Genomic DNA, 247 nt, shown 5'->3' on the forward strand with positions numbered 1-247 from the left:
TCTCGTGTAAGGGACGCACTGATGACTTCGGTCTAGCAAAACAAAAGGGCCGCTTGAGGGCGGCCCGTGTTTCGGCTGGGCCGAGGCATGAAGAGAAGGTGATCTTTGTTTTCCGGATTTTCTTGCGCTTTGCAGACCTGGCAGCGACCTACTCTCCCGCGTCTTAAGACGAAGTACCATCGGCGCTGGGGCGTTTCACGGCCGTGTTCGGAATGGGAACGGGTGCAGCCACCCCGCCAGAACCACC

Annotated in this window: 1 rRNA gene; it reads right to left on the reverse strand. The window is 58.7% G+C overall.

Annotated features, from left to right (window positions below):
- Nucleotides 1-135: 135 nt before the first annotated feature.
- Nucleotides 136-247 (reverse strand): 5S ribosomal RNA (gene rrf, locus IB277_RS37835); the annotation flags it as partial.

It is taken from the genome of Ensifer sp. ENS07, from assembly GCF_014852185.1.
GTDB lineage: Bacteria > Pseudomonadota > Alphaproteobacteria > Rhizobiales > Rhizobiaceae > Ensifer > Ensifer adhaerens.